24 protein-coding genes and 1 pseudogene are annotated in these 26,050 nt (G+C 74.7%); 4 read left to right on the forward strand and 21 right to left on the reverse strand.

All coding sequences use genetic code 11. The features are described from left to right. Positions 1-38: 38 nt before the first annotated feature. The 18 genes and pseudogenes from holA to O2W16_RS02655 all read right to left on the reverse strand — a co-directional run bounded on the left by holA (position 39) and on the right by O2W16_RS02655 (position 21,975). On the reverse strand, positions 39-1,163 hold the full coding sequence (holA, locus tag O2W16_RS21640) for a DNA polymerase III subunit delta (protein ID WP_442928899.1): 1,125 nt from the start codon (positions 1,161-1,163) through the stop codon (positions 39-41). Positions 1,164-1,401: 238 nt separating this feature from the next. Continuing rightward, positions 1,402-3,552, reverse strand: a pseudogene (locus O2W16_RS02575) (ComEC/Rec2 family competence protein); the annotation flags it as partial. A gap of 2 nt (positions 3,553-3,554) precedes the next feature. Continuing rightward, positions 3,555-4,430 carry a ComEA family DNA-binding protein gene (locus tag O2W16_RS02580; protein WP_269157230.1) on the reverse strand — a complete coding sequence of 292 codons (876 nt, stop codon included), beginning with the start codon at positions 4,428-4,430 and terminating at the stop codon, positions 3,555-3,557. A gap of 138 nt (positions 4,431-4,568) precedes the next feature. Further along, a complete protein-coding gene (locus O2W16_RS02585) occupies positions 4,569-5,495 on the reverse strand; it encodes a DegV family protein (RefSeq protein ID WP_269157231.1) in 927 nt (308 codons plus the stop codon). 46 nt (positions 5,496-5,541) lie between these two features. Continuing rightward, a complete protein-coding gene (locus O2W16_RS02590; protein ID WP_269157232.1) occupies positions 5,542-6,312 on the reverse strand; it encodes a histidine phosphatase family protein in 771 nt (256 codons plus the stop codon). Beyond that, positions 6,309-6,758, reverse strand: coding sequence for a ribosome silencing factor (rsfS, locus tag O2W16_RS02595; RefSeq protein ID WP_269157233.1), 450 nt, complete (start codon positions 6,756-6,758; stop codon positions 6,309-6,311). The genes O2W16_RS02590 and rsfS overlap by 4 nt, the downstream gene beginning before the upstream one ends. Beyond that, complete coding sequence (gene nadD / locus O2W16_RS02600) at positions 6,755-7,543, reverse strand: nicotinate-nucleotide adenylyltransferase (RefSeq protein WP_269157234.1); 789 nt, start codon at positions 7,541-7,543, stop codon at positions 6,755-6,757. The genes rsfS and nadD overlap by 4 nt, the downstream gene beginning before the upstream one ends. 301 nt (positions 7,544-7,844) lie before the next feature. Further along, positions 7,845-9,281, reverse strand: a complete 1,437-nt coding sequence (locus O2W16_RS02605; RefSeq protein ID WP_269157235.1) for a vWA domain-containing protein — start codon at positions 9,279-9,281, stop codon at positions 7,845-7,847. Beyond that, complete coding sequence (locus O2W16_RS02610) at positions 9,281-10,165, reverse strand: AAA family ATPase (protein WP_269157236.1); 885 nt, start codon at positions 10,163-10,165, stop codon at positions 9,281-9,283. Before O2W16_RS02610 ends, O2W16_RS02605 begins: the two co-directional genes overlap by 1 nt. Positions 10,166-10,204: 39 nt before the next feature. Beyond that, positions 10,205-11,455 (reverse strand): glutamate-5-semialdehyde dehydrogenase, encoded by a 1,251-nt coding sequence (locus O2W16_RS02615; protein ID WP_269157237.1) that lies wholly within the window; start codon positions 11,453-11,455, stop codon positions 10,205-10,207. Positions 11,456-11,521: 66 nt separating this feature from the next. Beyond that, a complete protein-coding gene (def, locus tag O2W16_RS02620) occupies positions 11,522-12,001 on the reverse strand; it encodes a peptide deformylase (RefSeq protein ID WP_269157238.1) in 480 nt (159 codons plus the stop codon). 12 nt (positions 12,002-12,013) lie between these two features. After that, on the reverse strand, positions 12,014-13,135 hold the full coding sequence (gene proB, locus O2W16_RS02625) for a glutamate 5-kinase (RefSeq protein ID WP_269157239.1): 1,122 nt from the start codon (positions 13,133-13,135) through the stop codon (positions 12,014-12,016). After that, the gene (gene obgE / locus O2W16_RS02630) at positions 13,132-14,619 is read right to left on the reverse strand and encodes a GTPase ObgE (protein ID WP_269157240.1); all 1,488 of its coding nucleotides are present in this window, start codon (positions 14,617-14,619) and stop codon (positions 13,132-13,134) included. The genes proB and obgE overlap by 4 nt, the downstream gene beginning before the upstream one ends. Before the next feature lie 133 nt (positions 14,620-14,752). Further along, complete coding sequence (gene rpmA, locus O2W16_RS02635) at positions 14,753-15,040, reverse strand: 50S ribosomal protein L27 (RefSeq protein ID WP_269157241.1); 288 nt, start codon at positions 15,038-15,040, stop codon at positions 14,753-14,755. A gap of 4 nt (positions 15,041-15,044) precedes the next feature. Then, positions 15,045-15,380 carry a 50S ribosomal protein L21 gene (rplU, locus tag O2W16_RS02640; RefSeq protein WP_442928894.1) on the reverse strand — a complete coding sequence of 112 codons (336 nt, stop codon included), beginning with the start codon at positions 15,378-15,380 and terminating at the stop codon, positions 15,045-15,047. A 222-nt stretch (positions 15,381-15,602) separates the two neighbouring features. Continuing rightward, positions 15,603-18,971: an Rne/Rng family ribonuclease gene (locus O2W16_RS02645; RefSeq protein ID WP_269157242.1), complete on the reverse strand. Its 3,369-nt coding sequence runs from the start codon at positions 18,969-18,971 to the stop codon at positions 15,603-15,605. A gap of 287 nt (positions 18,972-19,258) precedes the next feature. Next, positions 19,259-20,026: a TIGR03936 family radical SAM-associated protein gene (locus O2W16_RS02650; RefSeq protein ID WP_269157243.1), complete on the reverse strand. Its 768-nt coding sequence runs from the start codon at positions 20,024-20,026 to the stop codon at positions 19,259-19,261. Next, on the reverse strand, positions 20,026-21,975 hold the full coding sequence (locus O2W16_RS02655; RefSeq protein ID WP_269157244.1) for a TIGR03960 family B12-binding radical SAM protein: 1,950 nt from the start codon (positions 21,973-21,975) through the stop codon (positions 20,026-20,028). Before O2W16_RS02655 ends, O2W16_RS02650 begins: the two co-directional genes overlap by 1 nt. A gap of 182 nt (positions 21,976-22,157) precedes the next feature. Between O2W16_RS02655 and O2W16_RS02660 the strand changes: the two genes are divergently transcribed. Next, on the forward strand, positions 22,158-22,424 hold the full coding sequence (locus O2W16_RS02660) for a helix-turn-helix transcriptional regulator (protein WP_269157245.1): 267 nt from the start codon (positions 22,158-22,160) through the stop codon (positions 22,422-22,424). After that, entirely contained in the window at positions 22,421-22,927 is a 507-nt protein-coding gene (locus tag O2W16_RS02665; RefSeq protein ID WP_269157246.1) for a hypothetical protein, read from the forward strand. Before O2W16_RS02660 ends, O2W16_RS02665 begins: the two co-directional genes overlap by 4 nt. Before the next feature lie 72 nt (positions 22,928-22,999). Here the strand turns inward: O2W16_RS02665 and ndk are convergent, their stop codons facing one another. Continuing rightward, a complete protein-coding gene (gene ndk, locus O2W16_RS02670) occupies positions 23,000-23,422 on the reverse strand; it encodes a nucleoside-diphosphate kinase (RefSeq protein ID WP_269157247.1) in 423 nt (140 codons plus the stop codon). A gap of 72 nt (positions 23,423-23,494) precedes the next feature. On the opposite strand from ndk, the gene O2W16_RS02675 reads away from it, so the two are divergent. Continuing rightward, the gene (locus O2W16_RS02675; protein WP_036336706.1) at positions 23,495-23,716 is read left to right on the forward strand and encodes a helix-turn-helix domain-containing protein; all 222 of its coding nucleotides are present in this window, start codon (positions 23,495-23,497) and stop codon (positions 23,714-23,716) included. 1 nt (position 23,717) lies between these two features. Next, complete coding sequence (locus O2W16_RS02680) at positions 23,718-24,254, forward strand: Clp protease N-terminal domain-containing protein (RefSeq protein ID WP_269157248.1); 537 nt, start codon at positions 23,718-23,720, stop codon at positions 24,252-24,254. A 7-nt stretch (positions 24,255-24,261) separates the two neighbouring features. On the opposite strand, the gene O2W16_RS02685 is transcribed toward O2W16_RS02680, so the two are convergent. Together O2W16_RS02685 and O2W16_RS02690 are read right to left on the reverse strand one after the other, a co-directional pair. After that, positions 24,262-24,651: a DUF4233 domain-containing protein gene (locus O2W16_RS02685; protein ID WP_269157249.1), complete on the reverse strand. Its 390-nt coding sequence runs from the start codon at positions 24,649-24,651 to the stop codon at positions 24,262-24,264. Further along, positions 24,648-26,045 carry a bifunctional folylpolyglutamate synthase/dihydrofolate synthase gene (locus O2W16_RS02690; protein ID WP_269157250.1) on the reverse strand — a complete coding sequence of 466 codons (1,398 nt, stop codon included), beginning with the start codon at positions 26,043-26,045 and terminating at the stop codon, positions 24,648-24,650. Before O2W16_RS02690 ends, O2W16_RS02685 begins: the two co-directional genes overlap by 4 nt. Between the last annotated feature and the right edge of the window lie 5 nt (positions 26,046-26,050).

The following is a 26,050-nucleotide window of genomic DNA, read 5'->3' on the forward strand; positions in this document are numbered from 1 at the left end:
GGCCACCGAGCTGGCGGGCCGGTGACCCGCTCGGGCCGTCAGCGGAGGGCGCGAGCCCGACCGCCGGCCGCGGCCGCGCGGATCTCCACCATCCGGCGGATCGCGCGCTCCAGCGCGTAGTCCGCGCTGGCGGCGGCACCCTTCACGTCGGCGTTGAGGTCGGCCGCCACCCCGATCGCCTGCTGCAGCGCGTCGATGCTCCAGCCCCGCGCCTGCGCCTGCGCCTTCTTCACCTTCCACGGCGGCAGCTTGAGCTGGCGGGCCAGCTCACCGATGTTCGTCGTGTTCAGCGAGGCGACCCGAGCGGCGGTGCGCACCCCGTCGGCGAGCGCATCGGCGATCAGCACGTGGGCCACCCCGCGATCCAGCGCCCACCGCAACATCTCCACCGAGCCGGCCATGTCCCCGACCAGCACCCGCTCGGCGACGGTGAACCCGGTGACCTCGGCCTGGCCTCGGTGGAACCGGGCGACGGCGTCGGCGTCGATGACCCCGCCGAAGTCCGACACGAGCTGGCTGGCGGCCGCAGACAGCCCGCGGAGGTCGTTGCCCACCGCGTCCAGCAACGCGGTCACCGCATCGGGGGTGATCTTGCCGCCGGCGAACCGCACCTCGTTGCGCACGAAGGCGACCCGCTCCCCCGCAGAGCTGATCTTCGGGCACTCGTCGACCGCCGCCCCGGCTGCCTTGAACGCCTTCAGCAGCGCCTCGTTCCGCTTCCCGCCGGAGTGGACGACGACCAGCGTGAGCTCCGGGTCGGGCTCCTTGGTGTAGCTCACCAGGGAGTCGGCCAGCGCCGCCGCGGACTCCTGCACCCCGGTGACGACGACCAGCCGGTGCCCACCGAACAGGGAGGGGGCCAGCACGTCGGCCAGCTGGCCGACCGCCAGGCCGGCTGCGGGGAGCTCGTGCTCCTCGCTGTCGGGGTGGCGCTCGCGGACCGCCGCGCGCACCGCGGAGACGGCTCGGGCGCGCAGCAGCTCCTCCTCGCCCACCACGACCCGGAGCCGGGAGGTCGGTGCCGGAGGTGCTGCGGTTGCCACGTGCCCATGCTGCCACGGGGCGCCGACAGGACCGGGTCGCCGACCGGGTCGCGACCGCACCCGCCCGCCGCGCTCCCGACGTGCTCCCCTTCGGCGTGCCCGCCTCCGGTGGCTGGGCATCGGCACCGGCGCGCAGCACGGCGTCCGGTCCCCGCACCGCCACTCCCCACTCTCCCGCCCGGCCGACCACGGCGACGTCGCCGTCCCGGTCGGTGCGGTAGGTGCGCATCCCCGCGTCGGCCAGCCAGTCCAGCAGCCGTCGGGTCGGGTGGCCGTAGCTGTTGTCGGCGCCCACCGAGATCAGCGCGACGGCCGCCCCGCTGGCAGCGAGGAAGCCGGGATCGGCGTCGGCGCTGCCGTGGTGCGGCACCTTGAACACATCGGCGCCCAGGTCGAGGCCGGCCGCGACCAGGCGTGCCTCTGCTCCCGCGCCGAGGTCGCCGGTGAGCAGCACCCGCAGGCCCCGCTGGGTGGCCCGCACGACGAGGCTGAGGTCGTTGGGCTCGGCCCCGGCGACCGCCTCGGCCGGATCGGGTGCGAGCACCTCGAAGCCGGCGCTCCCCACCGTGCGCCGGTCCCCCGGCCGCAGGACGACGTGCCGCGCACCGGCCTCGGCCACCGCCCGGTCCAGCCGCGGCACCCGTTCGTCGTCCGGCGTCAACGCCCCGGTCGCCACCTCCCCGACGTCCCGCCCGGCCAGCGCACCGGCCAGCCCGCCCACGTGGTCGGCGTCCAGGTGCGAGAGGAGGACCAGCGGCAGGCGGTCGACGCCCAGCCGGCGCAGGCAGCCGTCGACGAGGACGGGATCCGGCCCGGCGTCGACCAGCACCGCCTCGTCCGGACCGGTCGGCAGCACGAGCGCATCCCCCTGCCCGACGTCGCAGGCCACCACGACCGTGTCCGGCAGCGGCCACCCCCGGCCGGCCTGGCGCAACGGCCAGCCGACCAGCACGACCCCCACCAGGGCGGCCACCGCCAGCGGACGCAGCCGGGGCCACCGCCACAGCGCCCAGACCACGACGGCGAGGAGAACGGCCAGCAGGACCGCACCCCGGGTGCCGGCCGGCCAGCCGGTGGTGCCGTCGGGCACCGCCGCGGCGCGCTCGGCGACGACGACCAGCCAGCGCACCGGCCAGCCGGCCAGCCAGGTGAGCACGTCGGCCAGCCAGGGCGCTGCGGGCGACACCAGGGCGGCCAGCACGCCCAGCACGGTCGCCGGTGGCACCGCGGGCGCCGCCAGCAGGTTGGCCGGCAGGGACACCAGGCTGACCAGCCCGGCGAGACCGGCCACCAGCGGTGCGGTGGCCAGGCCGGCGGCCGCGCTGACCGCCACGGCGTCGGCCACGGGCCGGGGAGCACGGTGCCGGCGGAGCGCCCGGGACCACCCCGGGGCCAGCAGCACGATCGCCGCCGTGGCAGCGACCGACAGGGCGAACCCGACGTCGCCGGCCAGCCCGGGTGAGAGGAGCAGCAGCACCAGCACGGTGACCGCCAGCGCCGGCACCGCGGCACGGACCCGGCCGGAGGCGAGCGCCAGCACCGCCACCGCGCCCATGGCCGCAGCCCGCAGCACGCTGGCCCCCGGGCGGGCGAGGACGACGAACCCGGCGATCGCCAGCGCCGCGGCCAGCGCCTGCCACCGCCGGTCGACGGCCCGGGCCCGCAGCGGCCAGAGCACCAGGCCCACCACGATCGCCACGTTGGCCCCGGAGACGGCGGTGAGGTGGGCCAGACCAGCCCGCCGGAACTCCTCGACCAGCGCGGGGTCCATGGCGCTGGTGTCCCCCACCACCAGGCCGGGGAGCAGCCCGGCGGCGCGGTCGGGCAGGGTCCGGGCAGCCGATTCGGCCAAGCCGGTGCGCAGGGACCCGGCCACGTCCTGCACCGCGCCGGGCCCACCCACCGGGTCCGGTGGCGAGCGCGCGGACAGGACCGCCACGACGTCGTCCCCCGGCTCCGCCGGCCGCACCAGGGCGTGGAGTCGCACCGACTGACCGGGGAGCAGCCCGGCCCACTCCTCCGCGGCGCCGAACAGCAGCACCGGGTCGCCGCCGCCCGTCTCGTCCCCGGGCAGTGAGGCGATGCCGTGGACCAGCACCCGGGCTGCTCCGGCGCCGGCCACCGGCCGGGGGTCGTCGGTCAGCTCCAGGAGCACCTCGACGACCGACCCGCGGTCGGCGATCGCCAGCAGCGGGGCGGCCGCCCGCGCCTGGGCCCGGACCGCCGAGGTGGCTCCGGTGACGGTGACCGCGGCCAGGCAACCGATGACGACCCCGCGCGCCGCGAGCTGCCGGCGTGCGCCGTGGGACCGGCCGGCCAGCAGCAGGCCGGCGGCGCCCAGGGCCGAGGCCGCCGCGAGGGCGAGGAGCAGGCCGGCGGGCAGGTGGGGTGCCAGCAGGGTCAGCACCCACACGGTGAGCGCAGGAGGGACGAGGCGCAGGTCGAGCCAAGACCACCGGTCCGTCGTCTGCACGCGGTGGACCGGCCGTCCCGCACCGGACGGTGGCATCGTCAGACCCGCACCCGTTCGGCGAGTTCGGCGAAGATCGCCGGGCCGATGCCGCTGACGTCGTCCAGCCGGTTGACGCTGGTGAACGGCCCGTGGGTGGAGCGGTGGTCGACGATCCGCTGGGCGAGCACGGGACCGATCCCCGGCAGGGCGTCCAGCTCCGCGACGGTGGCCGTGTTCAGGTCGAGCACCGCGCCGACTGCTCCGGGCCCATCCGGGCCACCCGTGCCGAGCACCGCCCCGGGCACCCCGACGGCGATCTGCTGGCCGTCGCTCACCACCGCCGCGGCGTTCACCGACGCCGGGTCGGCCTCGGGCAGCAGCCCACCGGCCGCCGCCAGCGCGTCGGCCACCCGAGCGCCGGCCGGCAGGGTGACCAGCCCCGGGGCGCCGACCAGCCCGACGACCGACACCACGACCGTGCCGGTGGCCGCGCCCTCGGGGTCCTCCCCCACGGGTGAGGGGTCGGTCGGGGTGGGCGGCGGTGCGGCCACCGACGCGGCCGGGGCGCCGCTCGCCGCGGCAGCCGGCACCTGGTCGACGACCGGGCGGCCGACCCACGTCCAGCCGACGACCACGACGGCCGCCACCACCGCGACCGTCCACAACGCCCAGGCGCCGGGACGGCCGGGGTCGAGGCGGGCAGCCCGCCCGGGTGCGCGGTGCCGGCCCAGCCCAGCGGGGAGGTGCGCCGGCTCGACGGGCTGGGTCGTGCGGTCGTCCTCGTCGGCCGACCAGTCGCCGTCGTCGCCGGGGAGCTCGTCCGGCTCGTCGGTGTCGGGGACCCAGCCGCTGCCGTGCTGCCCCTCGGCGAGCAACGCCCGCAGCCGCGCCCGGATCACGTCGGAGTCGTCGCTGCGACGGGCAGGAGGGCGCACGGCACGGACGCTAGGGAGCCGACTCCACCACCGACGAGGGCCGCGGCCGGGTTGTGGACGGGGCGCACCGTTGTGGACGGCGGCGCGCGTCCACGGCCGGCGCCACCCGACCGTGACCGGGTGCCCGGCCTCCCGTTCTCAGTCCTGGACCTGCTCCGACGGGTCCGGCGACGGTGGTGGCCCGTCCTCGCGCCGCTGACCTGGCTCGGCGCCCGGACGCGGGGTCGGGTCGACGACCACACCGACCGCCCCCGGCCCGACGTGCGCCCCGACGGCGGCCCCCAGTTCGCTCACGTACAGCTCGGTGAGCGCCGGCAGCCGGTCGGCGAGCTGGTCGGCGAGCCGCTGGGCGCGCTCCGGGGCGGCGAGGTGGTGCACCGCGGCGGCCACCGGGGCGTCACCGGCTACGTCGGCCGCGCGCTGGACCAGCCGGTTCAGCGCCCGGGCCGAGGTGCGCACCTTCTCCAGGGCGACCACCTGGCCGTCGGTCACGTGCAGCACGGGCTTCACCGCCAGGGCACTGCCGAGCAGCGCGGCGGCGGCGCCGATCCGTCCACCCCGCCGCAGGTGTTCCAGGGTGTCGACGACGAAGAACGTGCGGGTCGCTGCCGCGGTCTCCCGGGCCGCGTCGGCCACCTCGGCGGCGGAGGCACCGGCGGCGGCGGCCCGGGCGGCGGCGAGCACGGCGAACCCGGTGCCCATCGCGGCCGACCGGGAGTCCAGCACGGTCACCAGGTGCTCACCGACCTGTGCCGCCGCCACTCGGGCGGCGTCCCACGTGCCCGACAGCTCGCCGGACAGGTGCACCGACACCAGCCGGTCGGCGCCGCCGTCCAGCAGCCGCCGGTACACGGCCACGAAGTCCCCCGGCGTCGGGCGCGACGTGCTGACGTGCCCGCCCCGCACGGAGAGCGAACGGGCGACCTCGGCGGAGGTGACGTCGCTGCCCTCCCGGCCCGAACGCCCGGCGAGCACGACGTACAGCGGCACGACCTCGATGCCGTAGTGCTCGACGACGTCGGCCGGCAGGTAGGCCGTCGAGTCGGTGACCACGGCGACGGACATGGCGCGAGGCTAGCCGCGTGCGGCGCAGCGCTGCGGGGGTGGCCGGTCAGCCCGCGTCGGCATCGGTCACGGGGGCACCCTCCTCGGGGCTGGCCCCCGCCCGCGGTGCGTCGGGGGCGTCGGTGGCCGACAGCTCGGGGAAGGGCCCGCGGTCACCGGGCGATCGCACGCCGCCCTCCGTGCGCTCGGGTGTCAGGGCCGACAGGTTGTGCCGCATCAGCCGCCACCCCGAGGCCTGGAAGGACAGCTCGCTCCAGTGGCAGTTGCCCAGCGGGCCGAAGACGCGCTTGTGCTCCGCGCCCAGCCCCAGCAGCCCTTCGATCAACCGGCCCGCCGTGCCCCCGTGGGTCACCAGCACGGCGGTGGCCGCCGGCGGCAGGTCGGCCACCGCGGCGAGGGCCCGGGCGGCGACGTCGGCCTGCGCCTCTCCACCACGTCCGGGCACCGGCCGGCCGGCCATCCAGTCGGCGTACTGGTCCGGGTGCCGGTCGGCCACCTCGTGACGGGTCAGGCCCTCCCAGCTGCCCAGTCCGTGCTCGCGCAGCCGTTCGTCGATGCGCAGCGGCACGCCCAGCAGCGGGGCGAGCGCCCCGGCCGTGTCGACCGCGCGCTGCAGGTCACTGGAGACCAGCAGCGCCTCCTGCCCGTCCAGCAGGGCGGCGAGGTGGGGTGCGGTGCGAGCAGCCTGGGACCGCCCCTCGGCGTCCAACGGCGGGTCGAGCTGACCCTGGAAGCGCCCGGCGGCGTTCCACTCGGTACGGCCGTGCCGCCACACGAGGAGGCGGGACACCGCCGGGGCGTCGGCGCCCCCGGTCACCGGCCGGACTCTCCTGCGGCGTCCTCGGTGCTGCCACCCTCGTCACCGGCGGAGTCCTCCTCGGCCGGCGTCGGGGCGGCCGGGACCGCACCGTCGGTGAACGGGATCACCGGGCAGTCCTTCCAGAGCCGCTCGAGGGCGTAGTAGGCGCGCTCCTCGGCGTGCTGGACGTGCACGACGACGTCGACGAAGTCGAGCAGCACCCACCGCCCCTCGGCCACGCCCTCTCGGCGGACCGGCTTCACACCGTGCTCGCGCAGGCGCTCCTCCACCCCGTCGACGATCGACTGGACCTGGCGTTCGTTGGGCGCCGACGTCAGCACGAACGCGTCGGTGATCGCCAGGCGATCACTGACGTCGACGATCGAGACGTCGGTGGCGAGCTTGTCGGCGGCGGCCTGCGCTGCGATGAGCGCGGTCTCGCGTGCCTCGTCCGAGGCGGTCATCGGGGCATCTCCTGCAAGTCGGGGGACGGGTCGTCCCCGGTGATGGGGGTGTCGCTCAGGTCTGGGTCGCGCAGGGGGTCCTCGCGCAGGAGGTCCGGTGGGGTCGCTGCCGCGGTCTTCCGGTGGTCCGTGGCCACCCGCCGCTCGGCGGGGAACGCCCCGGTCCGCGGGCCGTCGAGCAGCTCGTCAGCCCCGGTGCCGGGGTGGTAGAGCCCGCGCTTCTCGATGTACTGCACCACACCGTCGGGCACGAGGTACCAGACGGGCCGCCCGCGGCGCACCCGGTCGCGGCAGTCGGTGGAGCTGATCGCCAGCGCCGGCACCTCGACCAGGCTGACCGCACCGTGCGGCAGGTCGGCGTCGGCCAGCTGGTACCCGGGCCGGGTGACGCCCACGAAGTGGGCCAGCTGGAAGAGCTTGTCCGTCTCCCGCCAGCCGACGATCTGGGCGAGCGCGTCAGCCCCGGTGATGAAGAAGAGCTCGGCGTCGGGGTGCAGGCGGTGGAGGTCGGTGAGGGTGTCGATGGTGTACGTCGGCCCGCCTCGGTCGACGTCGACCCGGCTGACCGAGAACCGCGGGTTGGAGGCGGTCGCGATCACGGTCATCAGGTAGCGGTCCTCCGCTGGGCTCACGCCCCGGTCGGACTTCTGCCACGGCTGGCCGGTCGGCACGAACACGACCTCGTCGAGCCCGAACAGTCCGGCGACCTCGCTGGCGGCCACCAGGTGCCCGTGGTGGATGGGGTCGAACGTCCCGCCCATCACCCCGAGTCGACGTCCTGCCACCGACCGAGCCTAGCCCGGCCGGGCCGGGGCCGGTCGTCCGACCACCGGTTCCCGTGGCCGGAGGAGGGGCACGACGGCCGGGTGGTCCCTGCGCCCTCGGGCTGCGACCGGCTCCCCCGTGCCGCCGGTCGCGGGCGGGAGTCCGCCGAGTGGTCGTGGCACCCACTCCTGCAGCTCGTCGTCCACCCCGCCGTCGTGCCTGAACCGGACGATGCCGTCCCGTTGCGCGCTACGCGAGGAGGCGGGGGCGTGGGAACGATTCCGTCGGCGTGTCGTCATGTACGCGCCGCCCTCGGGTCCCTCAGAGGGTGGTGACGAAGTCGGCCAGCTGCGCCGCGTTGCGCACCTCCACCATGGGGACGACGTCGGCGTACCGGTCGGCGGCCGAGTCGCCGCTGCCCCACAACCGGCGCGGCTCCGGGTTGAGCCAGTGCGCCGACCGCGACCGCCGCACCAGGTCGGCCAACGTCGGCAGGCCCGGGTGCCGGTAGTTGGTGCGGCCGTCGCCGAGGACGAGCAACGACGTCTTCGGGCCGACGGCGGCGGGCCACCGCTCGGCGAAGACCTCGAAGGCGTTGCCGTAGTCGCTGTGCCCGTCGAAGCTCACCACGTCGGCCTCCCGGCCGATCCGGGCGATCGCGTCGACGACGTCGGCGCCGGGGGTGAAGAACCGGGTCACCTCGTCGGTCGAGTCGACGAAGGCGAACGCCCGCACGCCGCTGAAGTGCTCGCGCAGCGCCTGGGTGAGCATCAGGGTGAAGTGGCTGAAGCCGGCCACCGAGCCGCTGACGTCGCAGAGCACCACCAGCTCGGGCTTGTGCACCGCCCGCGGCCGGTGATGGGTGACCAGCGGCATCCCGCCAGTGGCCAGGGAGGCGCGGACCGTGCGCCGGAAGTCCAGCCGCCCGGCCCGGCCGAGGCGCCGGCGGGCCGACAGCCGGACGGCCAGCCGCCGGGCCAGCGGGGCCACGGTGCGGCGCAGCTCCGCCAGGTCGGCCTGCTGGGCGCGGAGGAAGTCGACCTGGTCGGCCATCGGGCGGACGGCGTTGCGGGCGACCTTGTCCCGCCCCTTCTCCGCCGCGGTGCGCCGCCGGACCTCGGCCTCCACCGCCGTCCGGAACGCCGCGATCCGCTCCTTCGCCGTCGACCGGGCCACCTGCTCGGCCAGCCCACCGGTCTCACCGCCGGCGAGCATCCCGGCCAGCAGTTGCGCCACGAGCGTGTCCGGCGAGAGCGCGCGCAGCACCCGGTAGCTGAAGAACGACTGCCCCGAGGGGCTGGGTGCTCCCGCACCGAGCTGGTCGACGGCCAGCCGGGCGAACCGGCGCAGGGCCTCCTCGTCCCCGTCCAGCAGCAGCCGCAGCAGCTCGGCGCGCAGCGCCTCGGCCAGGGCGCCTGGGTCCCCCACCGGCAGCGGCCCGTCGGCCCCCGGCTCGCCGTCCTCGTCGCCGTCCCCGGGGGCGTCGTCGTCGGCGGCCGGCACCGGGCGGTCGGTGAGCGGCCACCAGAGGTCGAACAGCACGTCGAAGACCTCACGCTGGGCGGCCCGGCGGAGCAGGACCGCGGCCAGCCCGTACCGCAGCTGTTCCCGGTCGAGCAGGTCGACGACGGTGAGCACCTGGGCGGCGTCCACGGCCTGGCTGATCCCGACCGGCACGCCGGCCTCCCGCACCGCCCGGACGAAGCCGTCCAGGTGCCCGACCAGCCCACCCGGCTCGACGGCGGCTCCCGGCGGCATCAGTTCAGCCGGAGCTCGGCGGCGGCGCGCACCTGGTCACTGGCGTGCTTGAGCACCACGCCCAGCGTCGAGCGCATCGCCGACTCGTCCAGGGTGTCCAGGCCCAGGGCCAGCAGCGTCTGTGCCCAGTCCAGGGTCTCGGAGATCGACGGCGACTTCTTCAGCTCCAGGGCGCGCAGTGCCCGCACCGTGCGCACCAGCTGGTCGGCCAGGCCCGGCGCGAGGTCGGGGACCCGGGACAGCACGATCTCCCGCTCCCGCTCCGCGCTCGGGTAGTCCAGGGCGAGGTACAGGCAGCGGCGCTTGAGCGCCTCGGACAGCTCGCGGGTGGCGTTGGAGGTGAGCACCACGAGCGGCCGGCGGGTGGCGGTGATCGTGCCCAGCTCGGGGATGGTGACCTGGAAGTCGCTGAGCACCTCCAGCAGCAGGCCCTCCACCTCGACGTCGGCCTTGTCGGTCTCGTCGATGAGCAGCACGGTCGGCTCGGTGCGCCGGATCGCGGTCAGCAGCGGCCGGGCGAGCAGGAACTCCTCACCGAAGACGTCGTCGTGCACGGTGTCCCAGTCGGCGCCGCCGGTGCCCGCCGCGGAGATCCGCAGCAACTGCTTCTTGTAGTTCCACTCGTACAGCGCCCGCGCCTCGTCCAGGCCCTCGTAGCACTGCAGCCGGATGAGCTCGGACCCCGTCGCGGCGGCCATCGCCTTGGCCAGCTCGGTCTTGCCCACCCCCGCCGGGCCCTCGACCAGCAGCGGCTTGCCCAGCCGGTCGGCCAGGAAGACCGTCGTGGCGATCTGGGCGTCGGGCAGGTACCCCGCGGCCGACAGCCGCGTCGTCACGTCCGCCACGTCGGCGAACTGGGCGGCGTGCGTGGGCGTGCGGGACATGCGGCTCCTCGTTGAGCTGGGGACGGGCGAAGAGGCCGGTCAGCGGGTGTGGCCGTTGCCGGTGACGACGTAGGTGGTGGAGGTCAGCTCCGGCAACCCGAGCGGGCCGCGGGCGTGCAGCTTCTGGGTGGAGATGCCGATCTCGGCGCCGAACCCGAACTCGCCGCCGTCGGTGAACCGGGTGGAGGCGTTGACCAGCACCGCCGCGGCGTCGACGCCGGCGGTGAACTCGGCGATCGCCCGGGCGGAGTCGGCGACGATCGCCTCGCTGTGCCCGCTCCCCCACCGGCTGATGTGGTCCAGCGCGGCGGGGAGGTCGTCCACGACCCGCACGGCCATGTCCAGCGACAGGTACTCGGTGGCCCAGTCCTCGTCGGTGGCGGGGACGACGCCCTCGTGCGCCCGGCTGGCGGCCTCGTCGCCGTGCAGGGTGACCCCGGCGTCGGCCAGCGCGGCCAGCAGCCGGGGCAGGAACGCGACATCCCGGTGGACCAGCAGGGTCTCCGCGGAGTTGCAGACGCTGACCCGGGAGGTCTTGGCGTTGAGCACGATCGCCTCGGCCATCGCGGGGTCGGCGGAGGCGTCGACGTAGACGTGGCAGTTGCCGACGCCGGTCTCGATCACCGGCACCGTCGACTCGCGGACCACCCGGTCGATCAGGGAGGCCCCACCCCGCGGGATGACGACGTCGACCAGCCCGCGGGCGTTGAGCAGCTCACCGACCGAGGCGCGGTCCGCGGGCAGCAGCGCGATCGACCCGGCCGGCAGCCCGGCCTTCTCGGCGGCCTCGGTGAGGACGGCGACCAGCGCGGTGTTGGTGCGGTGCGCGGAGCCGGACCCGCGCAGCAGCGCCGCGTTGCCGCTCTTCAGGCAGAGCCCGGCGGCGTCGACGGTCACGTTCGGCCGGGCCTCGTAGACGATCCCGACCACGCCGAGCGGCACCCGCACCTGCCGCAGCTGGAGCCCGTTGGCCAGCGTCGACCCGCGGACGATGTCCCCGACCGGGTCGGGCAGGGAGACCAGGTGCCGCAGAGCGTCGGCGACCGCGGCGATCCGGCCCGGGTCCAGCCGCAGCCGGTCCAGGACCGAGGCCGGCGTGCCGTCCGCCGCAGCGGCCTCGACGTCGGCGGCGTTGGCGGCGAGCACCTCGTCGGCCCGCTCCAGCAGCGCCTGCGCCATCGCGGCCAGCGCGGCGTCCTTGGTCTCGGGCGGCAGGGTGCGGAGCACGCGGGCGGCCGCGCGGGCGCGGGCCGCGGCGGCCCCGATCAGCGGGAAGTCGACGTCGGACACGTGTCGAGGTTACGCGCGGCCCCCGTCCCGGGTCCCGCCGAGAGCCCGCGGGCGGCGGGGCCCGTCTCAGCTGCGCAGGGCGCGCAGCACCTGCTTGCGGGCGTCGCCGGTCAGCCGGTCGACGAAGAGCTTCCCGTCGAGGTGGTCGACCTCGTGCTGCAGACAGCGGGCCAGCAGTCCGCTGCCCTCGATCCGGAGTGGCTCACCGTGCACGTCGAACCCCTCGGCCACGCAGTGCATCGCCCGCACGGTGGGGGCGTAGAGCCCCGGGATGGACAGGCAGCCCTCGTCGTCGTCCTGGGTCTCCTCGCTGCGCTCGGCGATCACCGGGTTCACCATGTGCCCGATGACGCCGTCGACGTTGTAGGAGAAGACCCGCAGACCGACCCCGATCTGGGTCGCCGCCACCCCGGCCCGGCCGGGGTGGTCGACGGTCTCCTCCAGGTCGCGGACGAGCGCGGCGAGGTCCTTGTCGAAGGCGCGGACCGAGTCGGCCGGGGTGCGCAGCACCGGGTCGCCGATCTCGCGAATGGGTCGAACGGTCACCGGATGAGTCTCTCAGCCCCGGGTGACGCGCCCGACGAGGACCATCTCGTCGCGGTGGACGACCTCGCGGCGGTGCTCCGGGTCCAGGTCACCGGTCTTGCGGCCCAGCAGCGCCGGCAGCTCGCGGGCGTCGTAGGCGACCAGGCCGCGGGCGACCACCTCGCCGTCCGGGCCGACCAGCTCCACCGGGTCGTCGGCGAGGAACTCCCCGGTCACCCCGGTGACGCCCGCGGCCAGCAGCGACGCGTGCCGCTCACGGACGGCGCGCACGGCCCCCTCGTCCAGCAGGACCCTGCCGCGGGGGCGGCTGGCGTAGCGGAGCCAGAACTGCCGGGCAGAGGGACGACGCCCGGTCGGGGCGAACAGGGTGCCCACCCGCTCGCCGGCCAACGCGTCCGCCGCCTGTGCGGTGGAGGTGACCACGACGGGCACCCCCGCCGCCGAGGCGATGAGGGCGGCCTCCACCTTGGTGGCCATCCCGCCGGTGCCGACGCCGTTGCGGCTGGCCGAGCCGAGCGTGACCGCCGCCAGGTCGGCCGGCCCGCGCACCGTGTCGACCAGCGCGGCCGGCCCGGTGCGCGGGTCGCCGTCGTAGACGCCGTCCACGTCGGAGAGCAGCAGCAGGGCGTCGGCCATGGCCACGTGGGCGACCAGCGCGGCGAGCCGGTCGTTGTCGCCGAACCGGATCTCCTCGGTGGCGACCGTGTCGTTCTCGTTGACGATCGGCAGCACACCGAGGGCCAGCAGCCGCTCGATGGTCTGCTGCGCGTTGCGGTAGTGGCTGCGCCGGGTCAGGTCGTCGGCGGTGAGCAGCACCTGGCCGACGGTCACGTCGTGGGCGGTGAAGGCGTCGGCGTAGGTCTGCACCAGCCGCAGCTGCCCGACGCTGGCGGCCGCCTGCGCGGTGGCCAGGTCACGCGGGCGGCCGGCCAGCCCCAGCGGTGCGAGCCCGGCGGCGATCGCACCCGAGGAGACGAGCACGACCTGCCGGCCGGCGGCGCGGAGCGCGCCGAGGACGTCGACCAGCGCCCGCAGCCGGGTCTCGTCCAGCCCGCCGGGCAGGGTGGTCAGCGACGAGGACCCGACCTTGACCACCACCCGCTGCGCGGCGGCGATCTCCGCGCGGGCGGTCACCGGTCGGCGTCGTCGAGGAGGTCGGCGTCGACCCAGCCGTCCCCCTCGGCCACCTCGTACGGCAGCCGGCGGGCCTTCTTGGCCAGCAGTCGCTCGTCGGCCGAGGGCCGCGAGTTGTCCTCGAGCCGGGTGTCGGTGCCCCGACCACCCAGGCCCGCGGTCTCCTCGACGGTGAGCGTGCCGGCCGGGAGGGTGGGCTCCCAGTCGAAGGTGACGTCGCCGACCGTGATCGCGTCACCGGGGACGGCGCCGGCCTTGGCCAGTTCGTCCTCCACGCCCAGCCGGTTGAGCCGGTCGGCGAGGTAGCCCACGGCCTCGTCGTTGTTGAAGTCGGTCTGCCGGACCCAGCGCTCCGGGCGCACCCCGAGCACGACCCAGCCGTCGGTGCGGGGGTCGGGCTCGACGGTGAAGCCACCGTCGTCGACCGCGCGCGGGGAGATCGTGATCGGTGCCGGCGGGAGGTCGGGCAGCGAGGCCCGGTGCTCCTCGACAGCGGCCGCCAGCGCGTAGCCCAGCTCGGTCACGCCTTCCCCGGTGGCCGCGCTGATCGGGAACACCTGCAGGCCGCGCGCCTCCAGCGAGGTGCGCACCAGGTCGACCAGCTCGCGGCCGTCCGGGACGTCGATCTTGTTGAGCACGGCGATCCGCAGCCGGCCGACCAGGTCGAGCTCCTCGCCGCCGTACTCGCGCAGCTCGTGCTCGAGGGCCTCGATGTCGGTCTCCGGGTCGCGACCGGGCTCCATCGTCGCCATGTCGACCACGTGCACCAGCACGGCGCAGCGCTCGACGTGCCGCAGGAACTCCAGGCCCAGCCCCTTGCCCACGGACGCGCCGGGGATCAGGCCGGGGACGTCGGCCATCGTGTAGGTCGTGTCGCCGGAGCGGATCACGCCGAGCTGCGGCACCAGCGTGGTGAAGGGGTAGTCGGCGATCTTCGGCCGGGCCGCGGACATCGAGGCGACGAGCGAGGACTTGCCGGCCGACGGGTACCCGACCAGGCCGACGTCGGCGATGCTCTTCAGCTCGAGGACGGCGTCGACGGCGTCGCCGGGCTCGCCGAGCAGCGCGAAGCCGGGGGCCTTGCGGCGCGCGTTGGCGAGCGCGGCGTTGCCCAGCCCGCCCTTGCCGCCGTGGGCGAGCACGAGCCGGGCACCGGCTCCGACCAGGTCGGCGACGACCTGACCGCCGACGCTCACGACCGTGCCGGACGGCACGCCGAGGACCAGATCGGCCCCGCGCCCGCCGTTGCGGTAGTCGCCCGCCGCCTGCTTGCCGTTGCCGGCCTTCTGGTGCGGGCGGTGGTGGAAGTCCAGCAGGGTGTGCACGCTGGAGTCGACCTCGAGGACGACGTCCCCGCCGTCCCCGCCGTTGCCCCCGTCGGGACCGCCCAGCGGCTTGAACTTCTCCCGGTGCACGGAGCTGACCCCGTTGGCACCCTTGCCTGCCGAGACGTGGACCGTCACGCGGTCGACGAAAGCGGCCATGATCGCCGCCTCTCTGCGCTACGGCCGAACTGTCCGGAATGGGGAACGGGTGGCGGCGCCGGAGTCCGGCGCCGCCACCCGTGTCGTGCGTCGTTCGCTCAGCCCTCGCTCCGGGGAGCGGGACCGAGAACTGCTAGGCCGAGACGGTCTCGCGGGCGGGCACGGAGGCACCGACGGCCGTGATGGCGACCTCGCGGCGGCCACGGCGGAAGCCGAAGGTCACCGAACCGGGGACGAGGGCGAACAGGGTGTCGTCCTTGCCGCGGCCGACGCCGAGACCCGGGTGGAAGTGGGTGCCGCGCTGGCGGACGATGATCTCGCCGGCCTTGACGACCTGACCACCGAAGCGCTTGACGCCCAGGCGCTGGGCGTTGGAGTCGCGACCGTTACGGGACGACGATGCGCCCTTCTTGTGTGCCATGTCGTCAGCCCTTCGTGATGTCGCGGACCACGACGCTGGTCAGGGGCTGACGGTGCCCCTGGCGCTTGTGGTAGCCCGTCTTGTTCTTGAACTTGTGGATGTGGATCTTCGGGCCCTTGCCGTGCTCGACGATCTCGCCGGTCACGGTGACACCGGCGAGCGTCTGAGCGTCGGAGGTGACGGTGTCGCCGTCGACCAGCAGGATGGCCGGCAGGGTGACGGTGTCACCGGCCTCCCCGCTCAGGCGGTTGATGGTGAACGTGTCACCGACACCCACCTTGTGCTGCGCTCCACCGGCCTTGACGACTGCGTACACCACTGACTCCTCGATCGATTCCATGTGTCCAGCACTGTTGTCCTGCGCGCACGACCGCCACGAGGGCCGAGTGCTGGACGTGCTGCTCGCGCCTCCCAGGCGGCACCGAGGTGCACGGCCCGTGGTGGAGCAACCCGTCCAGCGTACCCGAGGCATCGTGCCCGGGTCGAACCGCGTGCGGCCGACCCGGTCGGCCCCGTGCCCTCACCGCGAGCTCGCCCGCGGTGGGGGCACCGGGCCCCTCGATCAGGCCGGCGGTCCTGCGGGCCGCGAGGCGGCCCTGCGGCGCCGCGGCCGGGCCGCCGGGACGTCCTGGGCCGCGACGGGCTCGGCGACCGGCTGGGGTGCCACCACGACGGTCGGCTCCGACCGGTCCTCGGCGACTGCGGCGACGTCCGGCTCGGCCGGCGGGGCCACCGCCGCCGCCAGGACGCTGTCCGGCGTCGGCTCCTCGGCGGCGGGCGCCTCGGTGACCGGCGTCCCGGTGACAGGAGCGTCCTCGGCCGCCCGGGCCTCGGCCGACTGCCCACGTCCGCGGCGACCACGGCTGCGGCGACCACGGCCCTCGTCGACCGGCTCGGTGTCCGGCTCGGTCGCCGGCTCGGTCGCCGGCTCGGCAGCCTGCTCCCCCACGGCCTGCTCCGCCGCATCCGGCTCACCGGCGGCCGGCTCGTCGAAGGACGCCCCGCCCTGCAGCGCCATGGCGTCCGCGACGTCCCAGCCGGCGGCCGGATCGGCGCGACGCGACGTCGCGGTGCCCCCCTCCACCGTCTCCGGCGTCTCGGTCACCGTTGCGCCCGGCTCCCCCTGGGGAGCGGCGTCCGGCGCACCGGCGTCCGCGGGACCACGGTCCTTGGTGCCGCCGTCGCGGGCGCCACGGTCCCGGCCGCCGCGGCTGCGGCGACCGCGACCGCCGGTCTCGGTCCCGTCGGTCTCCGGCGCCTCGACCGCCGGCGTCGGGGTGGCCTCCTGCTCCGTCGCGGGTGCCGCCTCCTCGACCCCGGGGGTCACGACGTCGGCGTCCTTGGCCCGCTCGTTCCGCCCCTTGTCCCGGCCGGAGCCCGACGCGGTGCCGGAGCCACTGCCCGAGCCGTTGCCCGAGTCACCCCGGTTGCGGCCGCCACCACCGTTGCCTGCGCCGCCGTTGGCCGCGCCGCCGTTGCCCAGGCCGCCGTTGGCTGCGCCGCCACCGTTCCCGCTGGACCGCTTCTTCTCGTCCACCGGGTCGACGTGCACCAGGACACCACGGCCGCGGCAGTGCTCGCACGGCTCGGAGAAGACCTCCAGGAGCCCCTGGCCCACCCGCTTGCGGGTCATCTGCACCAGGCCCAGCGAGGTCACCTCGGCGACCTGGTGCTTCGTGCGGTCGCGGCCGAGACACTCGGTGAGCCGACGCAGCACGAGGTCGCGGTTGCTCTCCAGGACCATGTCGATGAAGTCGATGACGATGATCCCGCCGATGTCGCGCAGCCGGAGCTGGCGGACGATCTCCTCGGCGGCCTCGATGTTGTTCCGGGTGACGGTCTGCTCGAGGTTGCCACCGGAGCCGACGAACTTGCCGGTGTTCACGTCGACGACGGTCATCGCCTCGGTGCGGTCGATGACCAGCGAACCACCAGAGGGCAGCCACACCTTGCGGTCCAGCGCCTTCATCAGCTGCTCGTCGATCCGCAGGTCGCGGAAGACGTCACCGGTGCCGGTGTAGCGCTGCAGCCGCTCGGACAGCTCCGGGGAGACGTGCGCGACGTAGGCCTCGACGGTGTCCCAGGCGTCGGCGCCCTGGACGACCAGCCGCTTGAAGTCCTCGTTGAAGACGTCGCGGATGACCCGGATCGCCAGGTCCGGCTCGCCGTAGAGCAGCGTCGGCGCGTTGCTGGTCGAGGACGCCTTGGTCTGGATGACCTCCCACTGCGCCTGCAGCCGGGCCACGTCGCGGGTGAGCTCTTCCTCCGAGGCGCCCTCCGCGGCCGTGCGGATGATGACGCCGGCGTCCTCGGGGACGATCTTCTTCAGGATGTCCTTGAGCCGCTGGCGTTCCTTGTCCGGCAGCTTGCGGCTGATGCCGGTCATCGAGCCACCGGGCACGTAGACCAGGAAGCGGCCGGGCAGGTTGACCTGCTGGGTCAGCCGGGCGCCCTTGTGGCCGATCGGGTCCTTGGTCACCTGGACCAGGACCTTGTCGCCGGACTTGAGCGCGGTCTCGATCGAGCGGGACTTGCCGGACAGGCCGGCGGCGTCCCAGTTGACCTCACCGGCGTACAGGACGGCGTTGCGGCCCTTGCCGACGTCGATGAACGCGGCCTCCATGCTGGGCAGCACGTTCTGCACGCGGCCCAGGTAGACGTTGCCCGCGAACGAGGTCGCCTGCGCCTGGGTGACGTAGTGCTCGACCAGGACGTCGTCCTCCAGGACGGCGATCTGGGTGCGCTCCCCCTGCTGCCGGATGACCATCGCCCGGTCCACGGCCTCACGCCGCGCCAGGAACTCGGACTCGGAGAGGATCGGCGCGCGCTTGCGGCCACCGTCGCGACCCTCGCGGCGGCGCTGGCGCTTGGCCTCGAGCCGGGTGGAGCCGGCCACGCCCCGGACGTCGTCGTCGCTGGAGGTGCGGCCGTTGCGGCCCGCACGCTCCGGCCGGTCGTCGGCGTCCTCGGCGGTGTCGTCGCCGCCGGTCTCGCCGCTGGTGCCCCGGCGACGGCGACGGCGACGACGGCGGGTGCTGGACCCCGAGCCGCCCTCGGCAGCGTCGTCGTCCTCGTTGTCGTCGTCCTGGGAGTCGCGCTCGCTGCCGTCGCGCTCGCTGCCATCGCGCTCGCTGCTTTCGTCGGACTCGTCGGCGCCGGCCGGGGTCTCGACGTCGGTGTCGGTGTCCTCGTCGTCCCGGTCGCCGTCGGTGGCGTCCTCACCGGTGCGTCCGCGGCCGCGGCCCCGGCGGCCCCGGCGCCGGCGACGGCTGCCCGAGGAGCCGCCGTCCTCGCCGTCACGGTCCTCGGTGTCCCGCTCGTCGGCCTCGGTGGTCTCGCTGGTCTCGGTGTCCTCGACCTCGACCGGCTCGCTCTCGGCCGCGGCGCGGCGACGGCTGCGGGAACGCCGCGGCGGTGCCTGCTCGGCGTCGCGCTCGTCGGCGGCCGGACGGTCGTCCGTCCGGCCGGTGTCGGTGTCGGTCGACTCGCTCGGCGACTCGGCCTGGGGACGACGGCTGCGACGGCGCGGCGCGGCGACCTCGGGCTCGGGGGCCACGAAGCTGATGAAGGCGGGGGCCACGTGCGAGAGCTGCGGCGCGGGGGGCTCGACGGAATCGGGGTCGGCGGTCACGGCCGGCCGGGTCGCGCGGCGGCGCGGCCGGGCGGTGACGGTCGTGGGCTCGGGTGAGCTGAACTGCGCACCGAACCTGGGGAGCTCGTGCTCCGGCTGGGGCGTCACCGCCTCGGCCACCGGGATCTCGGCCGGCTCCTCGGAGAGGTCGTCGGCGGTCGGCTCGGCGTCCGGCTCACCGAGCAGGCCCTCGCCCTCGGCCGGGTCCACCTCGGGACCGCCGAGCAGGTCGGCGGGAGGCGCCGATCCCTCCTCGGTGCTGAGGTCGGTGCTGTTCTCGTTGTCGTAGTGGTCGGCCACGAAGGGCTCGCCTCCTGTGCGTCCCCGGGCGCCGATCGTCTCCGACTGGCGGCCGCGCAGGAACGTGGGTTGGGCGGGTCGGGCGGCCGCTGGGAGCGGCGGTTCTGCCCGGCCCGCGAAGTCTGGTCCGCGCCCCGGCCGGTGCGGCTGGGGCCCGGTGGTGCAGCGTGCTGAACACGGGTGGTGCGGTGGTTGCGAAAGATCAGGTGGTGCCGAGTTCAGGTGGTGCAGCGCCACGGCTGGCAGACGTGTCGCAGGCGACGCCGGGCGCATCCGGGTCCACCGGGTCAGACCTGAGCCGGCTCCCCCTGGCAGCGGGAACTGGCCACGCGGTCGGGCCCGAGCGGATCGGCGACGTCACCGCTGTCGTCGAGCCGGCCCTGCGCCTCACGCACGGCCCGGGCGGGCAACGGCGGGTGCAGGTCGGCGACGGCAGCCAGAGCGGCCATCACGTCATCCGGTCGCACGGTCGGCGTGAGCTGCCGTACGACCACGAGCAGTATGGCACAACCTGCCTCAACAGCGACTGCAGCGGAGACGACGGCCTCCCGCGCGTCGACGTCCTTGGTGCCGTTCTTGGTCCGTTTCGCGACCAGCACCACCTCCTGGGCGAGGAACGTCTGCACGGCGGCGGACAGCTCGTCGGCGTCCACCCCGGGCAGGTCGATCCGCCACCGGGTGGCGTTGAGCCGGTCGGCCAGGGAGCCGCTGCCCTCGACGGCCTCGACGCACTCCAGGACGTCGATCCCCGGCGGCAACGAGGCGTCCAGCGCGGCCCGCACCTGCTCCGGGTCGCACCGCGCGGACAGCCCGATCTCGAAGTACTCCGCCTCCGAGGCCGCACCGGTCGGCGCCGCCCCCATGTAGGAGATCTTCGGGTGCGGGCTGAAGCCGGCGGAGAACGCCATCGGCACCTGCGCACGACGCAGCGCGCGCTCCAGGGCGCGGGCCAGGTCGCGGTGCGAGGCGAACCGCAGCGGTCCGCGCTTGGTGTAGCGCAGCCGCAGCTTCTGGACGGTCGGCGGCGGCGGCGGGCCGTCCGGGGTGCGGGCCACTACCGGCTGACGGGGGTCAGGGGCAGCAGGCTGCGCCCGGTGGGCCCGATCTGGATGTCGGTGCCCATGGTCGGGCAGACACCGCAGTCGTAGCAGCCGGTCCAGCGGCAGTCGCCGACCTCGTCCTCACTGATCGCGTCCTGCCAGTCGTCCCAGAGCCACTCCTTGTCCAGCCCGGAGTCCAGGTGGTCCCAGGGCAGCACCTCGTGCTCGGTGCGCTCCCGGGTGGTGTACCAGTCCAGGTCCAGCCCGAACGTGGCGAGCTCCTCGGCCGCGGCCGTGGTCCACCGCTGGAAGCTGAAGTGCTCGCTCCAGCCGTCGAAGTGCCCGCCGTCGCGCCAGACCCGCTCGATGACCCGGCCGACCCGGCGGTCGCCGCGGGACAGCAGTCCCTCGATCACCCCGGGCTTGCCGTCGTGGTAGCGCAGGCCGATCGAGCGCCCGATCCGGCGGTCGGCGTTGATCGCCTCACGCAGGATCCGCAGCCGGTGGTCGATCGTCTCGGCACTCGCCTGGGCCGCCCACTGGAAGGGGGTGTGCGGCTTGGGCACGAAGCCACCGATGGAGACGGTGCAGCGGATGTCCTTGCTACCGCTGGCCTCCCGGCCGGCGCGGATCACCTCGACCGCCAGCTCGGCGATCTCCAGCACGTCCTCGTCGGTCTCGGTGGGCAGACCGCACATGAAGTAGAGCTTCACCTGACGCCAGCCGTTGGCGTAGGCCGTGGTGACCGTGCGGACCAGGTCCTCCTTGGACACGGTCTTGTTGATCACCCGGCGGATCCGCTCGCTGCCGCCCTCGGGGGCGAAGGTCAGCCCGGAGCGGCGGCCGTTGCGGGAGAGCTCGTTGGCCAGGGTGACGTTGAAGGCGTCGACCCGGGTGGAGGGCAGGCTCAGGCCGGTGTTGGTGCCCTCGTACCGGTCGGCGAGCTCCTTGGCCAGCTGGCCGATCTCGGAGTGGTCGGCGCTGCTCAGCGAGAGCAGGCCCACCTCCTCGTAGCCGGTGGCCTTGAGGCCGGCGTCGACCATCGAGCCGATGCCGGTGATGGTGCGCTCGCGGACCGGGCGGGTGATCATCCCGGCCTGGCAGAAGCGGCAGCCCCGGGTGCAGCCGCGGAAGATCTCCACGCTCATCCGCTCGTGCACGCTCTCGGCCAGCGGGACCAGCGGCTGCTTGGGGTAGGGCCACTCGTCGAGGTCCATCACCGTGCGCTTGCCGACGCGGGCCGGGACGTCGTCCCGGGTGCGGCGCACCTCGGCGATCGTGCCGTCGGCGGCGTAGCTGACCGCGTAGAAGCGGGGCACGTAGACCCCGTCGACCCGGGAGAGCCGGGCCAGCAGCTCGACCCGCCCACCGGGACGGCCCTGGTCCTTCCACGCAGCGACGACGTCGGTGATGTCCCCGACGACCTGCTCACCGTCGCCGAGCACCGCGCAGTCGACGAAGTCGCTGACCGGCTCGGGGTTGAAGGCGGCGTGCCCGCCGGCGACGACCACCGGGTGGCTCTCGTCGCGGTCGACGGCGTGCAGCGGGACGCCGGCGAGGTCCAGCGCCTCGAGGAGGTTCGTGTACCCCAGCTCGGTGGCGAAGCTGACGCCCAGCAGGTCGAACTCCCGCACCGGGCGGTGGGCGTCGACGGTGAACTGGGTGACGCCGTGCTCGCGCATCAGCCCGGCGAGATCGGGCCAGACGGCGTAGGTGCGCTCGGCGAGGGCGTCGGGGCGCTCGTTGAGCACCTCGTAGAGGATCATGAGGCCCTGGTTGGGCAGCCCGACCTCGTAGGCGTCGGGGTACATCAGCGCCCAGTGGACGGCGACGTCGTCCCACGGCTTCACCTGGGCGTTGAGCTCGCCACCGACGTACTGGATCGGCTTCTGCACCTGGGCGAGGAGTGGCTCGAGGCGGGGATAGAGCGAGTCGCCTGCGGAGGCGCGGAGGTCTGCAGTCATGACCGCCTCAGGGTAGACGGCCGACGCGTCGCCCCACTGCCCCTCGCGGGTCGAGGGTGGCCGCCGCCCGACGTGGCGTCGCCGTCCGTACCGGAGCTCCGGTGCACGACGCTCAGTCACTCCTACCGCAACGCCCGAGCACCTATGGCTCTCGCCGTACTAAAAATGCTACGTTCTCTCGTATGGGACGACAGCCCAAGAGCGAAGCGGACAAGGTGCACGACCGCATCGGCGTGCTCCGCGCCGACCGCGGCATCAGCCGGAAGGAACTGGCCGAGGCCGTGGGCGTCCACCCGCAGACCATCGGCTACGTGGAGCGCGGCGAGTACAGCCCGTCCCTGGCGCTGGCGCTGCGCATCGCCCGCTACTTCGACCTGCCGGTCGAGGCGGTCTTCTCGCTCGACCCCCTGCCCTCACTCAGCCAGGAACTCCTCAGGAGGACGTCGTGAGCATCTCCCCCGAGCCGACCCACCTCGCCCGCACGTTCGAGGACGAGCGCTACGGATGGACCCGACACCCGCGGGTGCGCCGGCGCGCCGTCGTCGCCGAGGCGGCGCTCCTGACGGCACTGATCGCGGCCACCCTCGCGGCCAGCGTGACCGAGACGGGGTGGTCGACGTGGTTCTTCGCCACGTGGACCGTCGGGATGCTGGCGTTCATCCCGCTGCACTCGTTGCTCAACCTGGGCATCCGCGGCGTCCTCGACCGTGACGCGCGCTCACTGGACGAGCACCAGCGACGGCTGGGCGAACGATCACACAGCGCTGCGGGCTGGCCGAGCGTGGCACTGACGTTCGCGGCGTTCACGGGGGCAGTCACCGTCGTCGCGCTCACCGGGCACGTCATGCTGGCGCTCTGCCTCGGGTTCCTGCTGTGGTTCACCAGCGGCCTGCTGACCTACTGGCACCTGGCCTGGACCGCCCCCGAGGAGCCCGCCGACACCGACCTCTGACCTCCCGGGCGGAGGAGGCTGTGCTTGCGGGTCGCCGTCGACCCCGCCTGCACGACCTCCGCCGCCTCCCCGTCAACCGAGGTGGGGGAAGAAGAGCGCGATCTCCCGCGCGGCCGACTCGGGCGAGTCGGAACCGTGCACGATGTTGGCCTGCACCTCGAGGGCGAAGTCGCCGCGGATCGTGCCGGGCGCGGCCTTCACCGGGTCGGTGGCGCCGGCCAGCGCGCGGAACGCCTCGATGGCGCGCGGCCCCTCGACCACGAGGGCCAGCAGCGGGCCCCCGGTGATGAACTCGACCAGCGAGCCGAAGAACGGCCGCTCGCGGTGTTCGCCGTAGTGCTCCTCGGCGACGTCGGCCGTCAGGGTGCGCAGCTCGGCGGCGACCAGGCGCAGGCCCTTGGCCTCCAGGCGGGCGATGACCTGGCCGACCAGGCCCCGGGCCACGCCGTCGGGCTTGATCAGGACCAGCGAACGCTCAGCAGTGGGTGCAGACACGCCCGGGAGCGTACGGGACCTCGACTGTCAATCCAGGTTGACAGCTCCTGTCCGTCAATCTAAGTTGACGACATGGCCTCCCCCACCGACGTCACCACCGCCGCCGCGGCCGACGACCCGGACACCGGGCTCCGTGCCATCCGCGCGCTCCGCGACCTCGCCGACCGCCTCGAGGTCCTCCAGGTCGGCAACGCCCGGGCGCGCGGCTGGTCCTGGCAGCAGATCGCCGACGCCCTGGGCGTCAGCAAGCAGGCCGTCCACAAGAAGCACGCCACCTCGAGAAGGGACCGCTGACGTGTTCGAGCGCTTCACCCGAGAGGCCCGACAGGTGGTCGTCATCGCGCAGGCGCAGGCGCGCTGGCTGCACGCCGAGCAGGTCGAGCCGGTACACCTCCTGCTCGCCCTGACCACCGACCCCGGCCGGGGCGGCCAGGTGCTGCGGGCAGCCGGCGTCGACCCGGGATCCATCGAGTCGGCCCTGGCACGCTCGGACGGCGCACTGGACGGCGATGCGCTGGCCGCCATCGGCATCGACCTGGACCAGGTGCGAGCCGCTGCCGAGTCCGCCTTCGGCCAGGGTGCGCTGAACCGAGGCGCCCGCGAGCGGTCCGGCCACCTGCCCTTCACCGACGGCAGCAAGCGCGCACTGGAGGAGTCGCTGCGCCACGTGCTGCGGTCCAAGGTGCGCCGCCGGGCCCGGGCCATCGACAGCGGCGCCCTGCTCGCCGGGCTGCTCGCGGTCGACGATCCGGTGGTGACCCGGGTGCTCCGGCAGCTGGGCACCGACGCCGACCGGCTGCGCGGTCAGCTGGGGGACGCCTCGGCGGCGTGAGCCCCCGTCAGCCGGCGGGCGGCGCCGGGGGTGCGGCCGGCGGCGGCCCGAAGGGCGCGCCCAGCAGCTCCTTGCGGACCTGGAGCAGGTACAGCCAGATGAGCACGAACACGCCGCCGACCAGCCACATCGCCCCGCTGATCAGCCCGGTGAGCAACAGCGGCACCTGCAGTGCCGTGCCGATGACCAGACCCTGCGGACGGCGCTGCACCCCACTGGCCAGGATCAGCAGCACCGCCAGGACGAGCACGACCGTCAGCCGGGTGCTGGTCAGCCCCTCCCCGGTCTGGGCGATGCCGCGCGGCACGAAGAGGACGGCGATCCCCTCCAGCAGCAGGATCGCGGCCGCAGCTCCGCCCAGCGCCTTGCCGGCGCGCACCGGGTCGGGCGCCGTCATGACCGCTTGCCGCCGAGCAGGCTGCGGGCCTCCCCCGCGGTGACCACGCTGCCGGTGACCAGCACGCCGGACCCGCCCAGCGCATCGTCGGGACCGGCCTCGGCCAGCTCCATCGCCGACTCCAGCGCGTCGGTGAGCAGCGGGTGCACGCTGACCCGGTCGGCCCCGAAGACGTCGACCGCCAGCGCCCCCAGCTCATCGGCCGGGATCGCCCGCGGAGAGCTGTTCTGGGTGACCACCAGCTCGGCGCACAGCGGCTCCAGCTCGGCCAGCATGCCGCTGACGTCCTTGCCCTGGACGCAGCCCACGACGCCGACCAGCCGGGTGAAGTCGAAGGACTCGCGGACCGCCTCGACCGTCGCCGCCATGCCGGCCGGGTTGTGCGCCGCGTCGACGAGCACCGCCGGGGACGTGCGGACCCGCTCGAGCCGCCCGGGCGAGCGCACCGCGGCGAGAGACTCCCGGACGACGTCCTGGGCGACCGGGCCGGTGGCCGACCCCGCTCCCAGGAAGGCCTCCACCGCAGCCAGCGCGACGGCGGCGTTCTGCGCCTGGTGCGCGCCGAACAGCGGCAGGAAGACCTCGTCGTACTCCCCACCCAGCCCCTGCAGCCGCACCTGCTGGCCGCCGACGGCGACCCGGCGCTCGAGCACACCGAACTCGGTGCCCTCGCGGGCGACGGTCGCGTCGACCTCGATCGCCCGCCGCACCAGCGCCTCGAGCGCGCCGGCCGGCTGGTGGGCGAGCACCGCGACCACACCGCCGTCCGGGCGGCCGTCGGGCAGCACGCCGTCCCCGGTGGTCGGCTTGATGATCCCGGCCTTCTCGGTGGCGATCGTGGCGACGTCGGGCCCCAGGTACTCGGCGTGGTCCATCGAGACGGGGGTGACGACGGCGACCCGGGCATCGGCGACGTTGGTCGCGTCCCAGGTGCCGCCCATGCCGACCTCGACGACCGCGACGTCCACCGGCGCCTCGGCGAAGGCGGCGTAGGCCATCGCGACCATCACCTCGAAGAAGGACATCGGGACGTCGCTGCCCGCGTCGACCATCTGCACGTAGGGGGCGACGTCGTCGTAGACCTCGACGAAGCGCTCGGCCGGCAGCGGCTCGCCGTCGAGCACGATCCGCTCGCGCATCGACTCCAGGTGCGGGCTGGTGAACCGGCCGACGCGCAGGCCGAAGCCGCGCAGCAGCTCGTCGATCATCCGCGCCGTCGTCGTCTTGCCGTTGGTGCCGGTCACCTGGACGACGGGCATCGCCCGGTGGGGGGAGCCGAGCAGGTCGACCAGGGCGGAGATGCGGGTCAGCGACGGCTCGAGCCGGTTCTCCGGCCACCGCGCCAGGAGCGCCTGCTCGACCCGGGCCAGGTCACGGGAAAGGGAGGTGCTCATCGCTC

The organism is Modestobacter sp. VKM Ac-2984 (assembly GCF_026967985.1).
Taxonomy (GTDB): Bacteria; Actinomycetota; Actinomycetes; order Mycobacteriales; family Geodermatophilaceae; genus Modestobacter.

Excerpts from the sequence above, each read along its gene's own strand:
- O2W16_RS02675 (WP_036336706.1), top strand. The coding sequence starts at position 23,495 with ATGGCCTCCCCCACCGACGTCACCACCGCCGCCGCGGCCGACGACCCG.
- O2W16_RS02690 (WP_269157250.1), bottom strand. The coding sequence starts at position 26,045 with ATGAGCACCTCCCTTTCCCGTGACCTGGCCCGGGTCGAGCAGGCGCTC.
- rpmA (WP_269157241.1), bottom strand. The coding sequence starts at position 15,040 with ATGGCACACAAGAAGGGCGCATCGTCGTCCCGTAACGGTCGCGACTCC.
- obgE (WP_269157240.1), bottom strand. The coding sequence starts at position 14,619 with ATGGCCGCTTTCGTCGACCGCGTGACGGTCCACGTCTCGGCAGGCAAG.
- rsfS (WP_269157233.1), bottom strand. The coding sequence starts at position 6,758 with ATGACCGCCTCGGACGAGGCACGCGAGACCGCGCTCATCGCAGCGCAG.
- O2W16_RS02610 (WP_269157236.1), bottom strand. The coding sequence starts at position 10,165 with ATGTCCCGCACGCCCACGCACGCCGCCCAGTTCGCCGACGTGGCGGAC.
- O2W16_RS02605 (WP_269157235.1), bottom strand. The coding sequence starts at position 9,281 with ATGCCGCCGGGAGCCGCCGTCGAGCCGGGTGGGCTGGTCGGGCACCTG.
- O2W16_RS02660 (WP_269157245.1), top strand. The coding sequence starts at position 22,158 with ATGGGACGACAGCCCAAGAGCGAAGCGGACAAGGTGCACGACCGCATC.
- O2W16_RS02655 (WP_269157244.1), bottom strand. The coding sequence starts at position 21,975 with ATGACTGCAGACCTCCGCGCCTCCGCAGGCGACTCGCTCTATCCCCGC.
- holA (WP_442928899.1), bottom strand. The coding sequence starts at position 1,163 with ATGCCCAGCCACCGGAGGCGGGCACGCCGAAGGGGAGCACGTCGGGAG.
- O2W16_RS02585 (WP_269157231.1), bottom strand. The coding sequence starts at position 5,495 with ATGTCCGTCGCCGTGGTCACCGACTCGACGGCCTACCTGCCGGCCGAC.
- O2W16_RS02685 (WP_269157249.1), bottom strand. The coding sequence starts at position 24,651 with ATGACGGCGCCCGACCCGGTGCGCGCCGGCAAGGCGCTGGGCGGAGCT.
- rplU (WP_442928894.1), bottom strand. The coding sequence starts at position 15,380 with ATGGAATCGATCGAGGAGTCAGTGGTGTACGCAGTCGTCAAGGCCGGT.